This window comes from Muribaculum sp. (genome assembly GCF_029051885.1).
Classification (GTDB): domain Bacteria; phylum Bacteroidota; class Bacteroidia; order Bacteroidales; family Muribaculaceae; genus Muribaculum.
The window spans coordinates 1-9,573 of record NZ_JAIDKI010000076.1 but is presented as its reverse complement, the minus strand read 5'-3'; the positions used below and the strand labels follow the sequence as shown (position 1 = coordinate 9,573).

General features: G+C 52.6%; 11 protein-coding genes. 6 read left to right on the top strand and 5 right to left on the bottom strand.

Annotation, left to right across the window (positions count from 1 at the left end):
* Positions 1-178 precede the first annotated feature (178 nt).
* Together K2I50_RS03305 and K2I50_RS03300 are read left to right on the top strand one after the other, a co-directional pair.
* Positions 179-580 carry a DUF1573 domain-containing protein gene (locus K2I50_RS03305; protein WP_301024823.1) on the top strand — a complete coding sequence of 134 codons (402 nt, stop codon included), beginning with the start codon at positions 179-181 and terminating at the stop codon, positions 578-580.
* Entirely contained in the window at positions 577-1,668 is a 1,092-nt protein-coding gene (locus tag K2I50_RS03300) for a DUF1573 domain-containing protein (RefSeq protein WP_301024822.1), read from the top strand. The genes K2I50_RS03305 and K2I50_RS03300 overlap by 4 nt, the downstream gene beginning before the upstream one ends.
* 140 nt (positions 1,669-1,808) lie before the next feature.
* On the opposite strand, the gene K2I50_RS03295 is transcribed toward K2I50_RS03300, so the two are convergent.
* The 4 genes from K2I50_RS03295 to K2I50_RS03280 all read right to left on the bottom strand — a co-directional run bounded on the left by K2I50_RS03295 (position 1,809) and on the right by K2I50_RS03280 (position 4,910).
* Positions 1,809-2,276, bottom strand: a complete 468-nt coding sequence (locus K2I50_RS03295) for a DUF4252 domain-containing protein (protein ID WP_135993410.1) — start codon at positions 2,274-2,276, stop codon at positions 1,809-1,811.
* A gap of 16 nt (positions 2,277-2,292) precedes the next feature.
* Positions 2,293-2,877 carry a hypothetical protein gene (locus K2I50_RS03290; protein ID WP_301024821.1) on the bottom strand — a complete coding sequence of 195 codons (585 nt, stop codon included), beginning with the start codon at positions 2,875-2,877 and terminating at the stop codon, positions 2,293-2,295.
* 129 nt (positions 2,878-3,006) lie between these two features.
* Entirely contained in the window at positions 3,007-3,543 is a 537-nt protein-coding gene (locus K2I50_RS03285; RefSeq protein ID WP_301024820.1) for a GFO_1088 family ECF-type sigma factor, read from the bottom strand.
* 86 nt (positions 3,544-3,629) lie between these two features.
* Positions 3,630-4,910 carry a replication-associated recombination protein A gene (locus K2I50_RS03280; RefSeq protein WP_135993413.1) on the bottom strand — a complete coding sequence of 427 codons (1,281 nt, stop codon included), beginning with the start codon at positions 4,908-4,910 and terminating at the stop codon, positions 3,630-3,632.
* A gap of 295 nt (positions 4,911-5,205) precedes the next feature.
* On the opposite strand from K2I50_RS03280, the gene K2I50_RS03275 reads away from it, so the two are divergent.
* The 3 genes from K2I50_RS03275 (at position 5,206) to K2I50_RS03265 (ending at position 8,184) form a co-directional block, all read left to right on the top strand.
* The gene (locus K2I50_RS03275; protein WP_160899768.1) at positions 5,206-5,457 is read left to right on the top strand and encodes a hypothetical protein; all 252 of its coding nucleotides are present in this window, start codon (positions 5,206-5,208) and stop codon (positions 5,455-5,457) included.
* A gap of 61 nt (positions 5,458-5,518) precedes the next feature.
* The gene (locus K2I50_RS03270) at positions 5,519-6,496 is read left to right on the top strand and encodes a PstS family phosphate ABC transporter substrate-binding protein (RefSeq protein WP_160899767.1); all 978 of its coding nucleotides are present in this window, start codon (positions 5,519-5,521) and stop codon (positions 6,494-6,496) included.
* A gap of 56 nt (positions 6,497-6,552) precedes the next feature.
* Positions 6,553-8,184 (top strand): tetratricopeptide repeat protein, encoded by a 1,632-nt coding sequence (locus K2I50_RS03265; protein WP_301024819.1) that lies wholly within the window; start codon positions 6,553-6,555, stop codon positions 8,182-8,184.
* Here K2I50_RS03265 and K2I50_RS03260 read toward each other — a convergent pair.
* Positions 8,181-8,771: a hypothetical protein gene (locus K2I50_RS03260; protein ID WP_301024818.1), complete on the bottom strand. Its 591-nt coding sequence runs from the start codon at positions 8,769-8,771 to the stop codon at positions 8,181-8,183. The two genes, K2I50_RS03265 and K2I50_RS03260, sit on opposite strands and share 4 nt — an antisense overlap.
* A 263-nt stretch (positions 8,772-9,034) precedes the next feature.
* Between K2I50_RS03260 and K2I50_RS03255 the strand changes: the two genes are divergently transcribed.
* The gene (locus K2I50_RS03255) at positions 9,035-9,418 is read left to right on the top strand and encodes a hypothetical protein (protein ID WP_301024817.1); all 384 of its coding nucleotides are present in this window, start codon (positions 9,035-9,037) and stop codon (positions 9,416-9,418) included.
* The last annotated feature ends 155 nt before the right edge of the window (positions 9,419-9,573 follow it).

Sequence of the window (9,573 nt, the reverse complement as noted above, 5' to 3'; positions counted from 1 at the left end):
AACTCCCTCATCACAAGCGAAAATCTGCTCGACGATTAACCGCCCTGACGGTAACATTTATTATTAAACAAGCTCTAAAACGCCTCTTAACTTAATTTAACCGTCAATTTACCATTTCCCTCTCCCTTTCTTCCCAATTTTGCGTTATACATAGTTAAAGGACATAAATCAGAAAAAAATGATCAGGAAATTTTCAGCATTACTGCTACTGCTCTCCATCAGCATCATATCGGTATTTGCAGCCGAATCTGCACTATATGTAAAGGAAAAGACCCACAATTTCGGCACCATACGCGAGGCCGACGGTCCGGTAAGATGTGATTTCATCCTACAGAACAACGGCGACAAGCCGCTGGTGATAGTATCGGCCAAGGCACAGTGCGGATGCACCACTCCAAGCATACCCAAACAGCCGATACGCCCGGGGGAGACCGCCGCGCTTACCGTGACATACGACCCCGCAGGACGTCCGGGCGAATTCGAGAAGACAATCCGCGTGCGCACCAACCGCAAGGGCGACAACGCACTGCTGAAAATCAAAGGAACCGTACTGCCGAAATCCACACCTAAGAAAAAATGAAAATTCTCCATCTGCTCACACTCGCCGCTGTCGCCCTCATATCAGGCGCCACCGCATCGGCTCAGCCAAAGGCCAAATGGCTCGATACAACCCACAGCTTCGGAGCATTCGACGAAGACCTCGGCAACGTCACCACATACTTCAAGGTAGTAAACACAGGCGACAAGCCGCTCAACATACTGAGCGTGCGCGCATCGTGCGGATGCACTTCACCGACATATAGCCGCAAGCCGATTGCTCCGGGCGACACCGGAAAGGTGGCTGTGACATACAATCCCGCCGGCCGGCCCGGAAAGTTCGATAAAAAAGTGAAGGTCGAGACCAATGCCGACCCCGCCATGACCACCCTTACAATAAAGGGAGTGGTAATCGGCGACAGGCAGACTCTGCGGGCACACTATCCGGTGGAAGTCGGATTCCTGAAACTGAAAAATACAGTGGTGCCGTTTGGCGAGGTGACTAAAGGACGCACGAAGACCGCCTTCCTCGACGGCTACAACCAGAGCAGCGACACGATACACCCGTCTATCTCCGGACTCCCGCCATACATCGTGGCCGACATAGCGCCGCGCGCAGTGCCGCCGGGCGAACAGGTCACATTCACCCTGTTTTTCGATTCTTCCAAAGCCAAGGACCAGTGGGGACTGTCGACATCGCAGGCCATGATAAGCCCCGACCCGCTGTCGTCGATTATCAAGGAGGTGTCGCTCGTGGCCATCGTCAACGAGGATTTCTCAAAGCTCACCCCTCAGCAGCGCGAGAAAGCGCCCAAGGCAGCCTACTCGACTTCGACAATCGACCTCGGCAGAATCAAGCGCGGCACTGTGGCACACGCCGAGCTGCTCGTCGACAACTATGGCAAGTCGCCCCTGATAATCCGCCGTGCATCATGCCCGGAAGATTACGTAAAGGTAAAGTGTGCCAAGGAAAAAATCAATCCGGGCTCGCAGACCAGGATTACCGTTACCGTCGACACCGGCAAGATGCCCGCCGACGCCGCCCTTGTCAATTCCCGACTGTCGGTAATCACCAACGACCCTTCGCGCCCGTCGTCGCCGATACGCATAGTAGGCGAACTGACCGACTGACAGCATAGCACCCCTGCTACAAGCCACATATCGACAACCCCTACAAAGAAACAGCTCCGGAAAAGTAACCGATACTTCTCCGGAGCCTATTGTTTTGAAGCGTATGTATATTGTATCTTATCAATTACAAGATAGAAATTTCAATTATCTTTTGATTGGGGGGCTATGCTCTTGATTACCTCCGGGTCGATATTGCCTTTCATCATCACTGCCGACAATACCGAGTCGTTCATCACAAGCACCATCAGTTCCGACAGTTTGTCGCTGTTTCTTACCCCGTAGATATCTACCGTGCCGTCATTCTCCGACATATGGGTAAGCAGCTCCATGCCGTTGCGCGAGCTCTCGAGCATGTCAAAAACCTTGACAGCCGACTCGCGGCTCGATGTATTGAGCACCTCCATCGAAGTAAGCTGCAAGGCTACCTCGTCCATGCCCGACACCGGGAGCGAACCCCCTACCTTCGATAGTATATCCTTCGACATATATATGTATTCTACCTCAGGGAGTCGGGCCGCACGCTTGAAAGCCTCTTCCTGGGCCATAGCCGTAGAGCCGGCACCCAGCGCGACTGTTATGCCCAATATCGTACGAAATATCATTTTCATATCCGCCAATTCATGGTTAAACACCTATTGTATCGGAAAATACCGGCACTATACCGTCGCTGTCGGTCATCAGACTGTCGTCATACTCCACAAAGTCGTCCTCAAACATGCTCATGTCAAATCCGAGGCGCTCGAGCAGCCTGTCGGTCTCTTCGGCCTTGCGGTCGGCCTTGTTGAGACATTCCGACACAAGGAGCAGGGCACGCTGAGTCTCGGCCTGCGCCTCCTGCGGGTCGGTCAGCTCATACACCGAAGGCGACGAATCCTTGACCACAAACACTGTGGCCGTAAGGAGTATGGCCACGGAAGCCGCCACACTCGCTATTGCCATCAGGCGACGCCCGCGGCGTCCGCGGTGCTCCCGGCGCTCAAGCATATCGATGTGGGCCGACAGCTGTGCGTCAAGACCGGACGGCACATCACATGCGCCACCGGCGGCAAGCAATACCATCATCCTGCGGTCGGCCTTCATATCGTCGGGAAGGACGCTTTCAGGCGTGACGGCAAAAAATTCCATCAGCTCATGCTCCTGTGCCCGGGTAGTCATACCCGAGTGGTAAAGGCTCAACAGTTGTTTTATGTAATAGAGATCTTTTTTCATAATCTCAGAGAATGTTTGGATTTGCTTATGTTAAGAGATTGAATGAAGGAATTATGGTGGAACCCATAATGACTGAATGAAAGTTCGAAACAGTCTAAAGATTTCATAAAGTCAAATTCAGACATTCTCTCATAATAGGTTGTTGGCAAATTGTTTCAGACGACGCCTTGCCCTGCTGAGCAGCTGCCTCACATTGGCAGGCGTAAGCCCGGTAATGGTCGAAATCTCGTCAACCGAACAGTCGGCATGTGAGCGAAGCCTCACCACCTCCTGCTGCGACACAGGCAATGTGGATATCATGCGCTCAGCCAGGCTGAGACTGTCGGCATACTCCACCCGCGAGTGGGAGTCGTAGCCGACGGCACTCTCCTCGTCGATTTCCTCGACCGGAGCGGGACGACGCCGGCGTGCCCTGAGAAGATCGATACAGAGATGTCTTACAGCTGCCATACAGTAGGCGTCGGGCGACTCTATGCCCGACAGCTCCTGACGCTGCGCCCACAGCCGGGTCACAGCATCCTGCACGACGTCCTGCGCATCATCACTGTCACGCACAATGGCATACGCCACGCGATACATGTCGCCATAGCGTGAAAGGATGATTTCTTTAAACGTCTCTGCATCCATTACATATACATGACGCCACTCACTGGCGTTTTGTGACACTCAACACTCAAAATTTTTTCAGAAAATTCCCGCAAACCGTTTTGCGGGCTGTTACACAAGTCATTACATATTTGCGCACACGGTCGCTACTTCTCCCTGCCACCCCATCTTGCCTCCTGCAATGCTCTGGCCCTCTCCTCCTGGGGGTTGCTACCCGGAGTCCAGAACCGGCTCCCTTCAAGCCCGTCGGGCAGATACTGCTGCCTGACAAAATTGCCGGGATAGTCGTGGGCATACTTGTAGCCCTCGTGATAGCCGAGTTCCTTCATCAGTTTGGTCGGCGCATTGCGCAGATGCAGCGGCACGGGGAGATTGCCGGTGGCCCTGACGCGCTCCTGGGCGGCGCCGATAGCCACATAAGCCGAGTTGCTCTTGGGCGACGTAGCCATATATATCGTACACTCGGCCAGGGGGATGCGACCCTCGGGCCAGCCGATTTTATGAAGTATGTCAAACGTGGCGTTGGCAAGCAGCAGGGCATTGGGGTTGGCCAGACCGATATCCTCGGCGGCCACTATCGCCAGACGCCTGGCTATGAATTCGGGGTCCTCGCCACCCTCTATCATGCGCGCCAGCCAGTATATGGCCGCATCGGGGTCGCTGCCGCGTATGCTCTTGATAAAGGCCGATATTATATCGTAGTGTATCTCTCCGTTCTTGTCGTAGGCGGCGGGATTCTCCTGGAGGCGTGCCGTCACCACTTCATCGTTGATTACTATCGGCTCGTTGAGCGGAGTCGACTGCTCGAGCAGGTCGAGGATATTGAGCAGCTTGCGGGCATCGCCTCCCGAGTAGCGGAACAGGGCCGTGGTCGACTCGACCTTTACATCGCGCCCGGCAAGCACCTTGTCGGTAGTGAGGGCTCTGTCGAGAAGACGCTGCAACTGAGGCTCTTCAAGAGGACGCAGGGTATACACCTGGGCACGCGACAGCAACGGACGTATCACCTCAAACGACGGATTCTCCGTGGTGGCGCCTATCAGAGTCACCGTACCGTTCTCTACCGCGCCGAGCAGGCTGTCCTGCTGCGACTTGCTGAACCGGTGTATTTCGTCGATAAACAGTATCGGCCTACCCGTGGAGAACATGCTCCGTGCGTCGGCCTTACACTTTTCAAGCACCTCGCGCACCTCCTTCACTCCCGAGCTTACGGCGCTCAGTGTATAGAACGGACAGTCGGTAGTATTGGCTATGATGCGCGCCAGAGTGGTCTTCCCTACCCCGGGAGGGCCCCAGAGTATGAACGACGATACCCGACGCGTGTCTATCATGCGACGCAATACCGAGTCGGGGCCTACGAGATGTTCCTGTCCTATATAATCGTCGAGCGTGCGCGGACGCAGACGCTCTGCCAGTGGTGCCTGCATTACTTTAGAACTTGTTTAATAATAAGAGCTTGTTAATAATAAATCGTCAGGACGGTCATTCGGCGAGCATGTACATGCGGCCGCATACACAAATTTAACAATTTTATCCCGATTTATCAGTACAAATATACGATATATTGGCATATTTTTGTAACTTTACCGTGCCGAGGGTAATATCGTATCCGAGGCTGGCATGTCGAACTATTGGCCTGCCTGAGTGTTAGTCTGATATAGACCTGCGGATATTATTGTCCGTCAGGCCGATGACACGCGAAACACTTAAACAATTTTTATTATGAGTAACGAAGGCAACGAAAAAAAGACCCGCACAAGCGGCGCTGGCGCTATGCGCACAGTTTTTGGCATATTCATGATTGTAATATATGTCGGCATGGGTGTGCTTTTCCTCATCGACTTCTTCAAATGGGAGACAGCTCCCTGGGGTTGGCTCAGATGGGTAGCCGGATTCGGTCTGATTATCTACGGCATATGGAGGGCATACCGCCAGTTTGCCGGCATCGACCGCAACATCGGCGACGAATATTGACAGGCGGATGCATCACATCCACACACACACACTGAATTCAACATCTTATACCATAAGCTACGTGAACTACAAGATTACACTCCTTACAATAGCACTGTCAGTCCTGATGCTCTCAGGACTGACAGCTTGTCAGAAGACCACGACCAATACAAGTACGTCGGGGCTTGCCACAATCGTATGCGATGCCTCGTTTGAAAACATAATGAACCAGGAAATCGACGTCTTCGAGTATACCACAAAAGGTAAAGCAAACATAATCCCCTACTATGCATCCGAAAAGGCTTGCGTAGACTCGCTGCTCGACCTCAAGACAAAGACAATCGTGATATCCCGCGACCTCACCCAGAAGGAAAAGGATTATCTCGAAGCACAGAAGAAACACCCGCGCAGCAACATGATTGCCGTCGATGCAATAGCCCTTATCGTAAACAACAACAACCCGATAGAGATACTGTCGATATCAGAGATACGCGACATCCTCACCGGAAAAATCACCAAATGGAGCGATATCGAGCCTACCAAGCTCGGCGACATACAGGTGGTGTTTGACGACGAAGGCTCAAGCACCGTCAAATACATGCGCGACTCGATAATGAAGGGCGAACCCTTCGGAGAGAACGTCTTCGCACAGCAGTCAAGCCGCGAGGTATTCGACCAGGTACAGATGCGCAAAGGCGCCATCGGTATAATCGGCGTGAGCTGGATCAGCGCCGACATGCGCACACGCGACATGTCGCGCGACGAGCGCATCAAGAGCCTCCAGGAGCAGGACACTACGGTGGCCGACTTCGACCCCGCGGTAAAGGTGCTCAAAGTGCGCCGCGACGACCAGCTGAGAGCCTACAAGCCCTATCAGGCATACATCTACGACGGCACATACCCGCTGTTCCGCTCGATGTACATGATTACTACCGGTGTCAACGGCTCGCTGTCGCATGGATTCTATTCCTTCGTCACAGGCACAATCGGACAGAAAATCATACAGCGTACAGGTATACTTCCCGCACGCGTACAGCCGCGCATGGTATATCTCGAATAATAAATTAAGCTCATTCACGTTTAGAAATTATATAACGACAAAACAGATCTATCGACATGAAACTGAAATTCCTTTTTTCTTTCTGTCTGGCTGCCACTCTGTCAGCATCTGCGCAGCAGGGCTACCTCGACGGAATCGAGTACTTCAAGGCCGACCAGTTTGACAACGCCAAAGAAATCCTTGAGCGCAACCTCAACAGCCCCTCGACCGACAAGGCTCTCGCCTACTACTACCTCGGCGAAATCGCTCTTCACGACAAGGACTACACAACAGCCAAGGCCGACTTCGACAAGGGTCTTGCCGCAAATCCTCAGAGCGCTCTCAACAAGGTAGGACAGGGTGCGCTTGCCCTCATCCAGGGCGACGAGAAGGGTGCGAAGACTCTCTTCGACGAAGCCAAGAAAATCAATAAGAAGGATGCTGCCGTGCTCACAGCCATCGGCCGCGCATACTTCAACGCCGACCCTGTAAAGTACGCCAAGGAAATCGAGGAGTACGACAAACAGGCCTACAAAGCCAACTCCAAGGAGCCCTCTATCTTCGTGCTCCGCGGCGACCGTGAGGCAGCCAACAAGGAGTGGGGCGACGCAGCTGCCAACTACGAAAACGCTATCCTCTACTCAAAGGGTCTTCCCGAGGCTTATGTAAAGTATGCCAACGCCTACTTCAACGTAAACCCCGAATACGCCATCAACAAGCTCCAGGAGCTCCTTCAGGCTTCGCCCAACTCAGCTCTCGGACAGCGCGAACTCGCTGAGAAATACTACCAGAACGACCAGTGGGCAAAGGCTGCAAGCGCTTATGGCGACTATATCAAGAACCCCAACCACTTCAAGAGCGACGAGGTACGCTACAGCGCACTCCTCTACTACGGCAAGCACTACGACGAGAGCCTCCAGCTCGCCGAGAAGATTCTGGGTCAGAACCCCACCGACATGCAGAAGTTCCAGCTCATGCGTATTATCTTCCTCGACAAGAAGGACCTCCAGGACTACCCCGGAGCTGAGGCTGCCGCTGAGAAATTCTTCGCCCTCAACCTCCCCGGCCTGAAGTATTCGTCTAACGACTACTCTTCCTACGCCGAAGTGCTCCAGGAGCTCGGCAAGGACTCGCTCGCCGTTCCCGCTCTCGAAAAGGCTCTCGAGCTCAACCCCGACAAGACCGACATCTACAAGGCTCTCAGCTCGGCTTACTCCGGCGCCAAGAACTACGACAAGGCTCTTGAGGTATACAAGGCTTTCATCGACCGCGGTGACTATGTGACCAACGACCTCGTGACCCTCGCCAACCGCTACCAGAACGTGGCTGCTACTTCCGAGCCCGGATCGCAGAAGAAAATCGACGCCATCAACAACGCTATCGCTACAGTCGACCAGATTATCGAGAAGGTACCGGAAAACCCCATCCCCTACCGCAACAAGGCCCGTATGATGCTCGTGAAGCATGACAACCAGCCCTCTGCCGAACAGTGCGACGCATATCTGAAGGTTGTAGAAATCCTCGATATGGATCCCACCAACAAGGAGAAGCGCTCCGACATGTACAACGAGGCTTATTCCCAGATTGCATCATTCTACATCTCGGAAAAGGATATCCCCATGGCCAAGACTTATTATGAGAAAGTGCTCGAGCTCGATCCTACCAACGAAGCTCTCCGCGACTACATCTCGAAAATGAAGGTCAACTAATCCACACCGATATCATTCAATCGGCATACAGCAGGCTCCGGCAATCGCGCCGGGGCCTGCTCTGTTTTTGCAGTGTCCAAGGCGGCAGCCGTCCGGCATCCGGGGCCTCTGAATCGGTCGGAAAAGGTAGGCTTGGAGCCACGCGACGCCTTGCCGCCGGAGCAAAGACGCCCTACCCTACGACCTGTAATGCAATTGGTACGGTCGACACGGCTCTCGCGCTTTATCCTGTTGCGCTCACTGCGGGCAGCGGCAGCCGCCTCCTCGGCAGCAATGCGCGCGGCCTCTGCCTCGGCTCTTCTTCGCTCTTCGGCAGCGGCCATGCGGGCCTGCTCGTCAATTATGAGCCGGCGGCGGAGCATACGTTTCTGGCGTGCTCTTAGGTTGCGTGACTTGCGGGCATCAATCTGCGCCTTGATAAGCAGCCAGGCACATTCAAAATTTGTATCACGGAAATCACTGTCGGCATCGCGGTCATTCTCTATATAATCGCGTATAAGCCGCTCTGTGTATTCTTCACTCAGATAGGGCATCAGGCGTATGGCCTCTTTCCATAAATCATCAAATTTGTAGCGGGGTGTTTTCATAAGATTAAGAATAAAATCTGCGGATAAAGGTTGTATAACACTGCAAAATTACAACACATTGTAATAATATCCAAATTATTTTACAACTAATCGGCCGCCATATGTAAAAATTTTTACACACGGAATGTTAAAGAGGTTAAACCCCATAGTATGATGAACTTACAGAAGCGACGGTGTGTTATAAAAGCATAAAATCCTTTAGAGCTTGTTTAATAATGTTACGCCACCGATCTTTATATGCAATAGTTGTCCTCCTTATACTTATGGCCTGTAGCTCAACAGTATGGGACGACGTACCTACCTCGATAAAAGAGTTTATATCATCCTACTGGCCCGGTGCCTCGGTCAGCGACTACGACGAGCGCAACGGCAACTACTACGTGACGATTAAAAACGGCGCCACGCTCGTGTTTGACGCCAACTACCAGTGGACATCAATCAACGGCAATGGTGTGCCCATCCCTTCCATATTGATTTTCAACGAGATGCCAAGGGTATATCAATATCTGGAAGCCCGTGAGCTTACATCTGACCTTATGGTAGCCGAGAACAATCCGCGTACAATCATCCTTACATTCTCCGACTTTATCCTCGAATACAACAAGGACACCTCCGATATCAAGATGATAACCCAAAAGGAAGAGTAGCAGATGCGGCAACATACAACATGCCGCCTAACGATAAAGCGAAGTGTACAAATTATACGCTTCGCTTTATCATTATATACTTATATACTTCGCTTTATCATTATATACTTATATACTTCGCCTTATCATTGTCAGTCCTTGGCGAAGCGTACGCG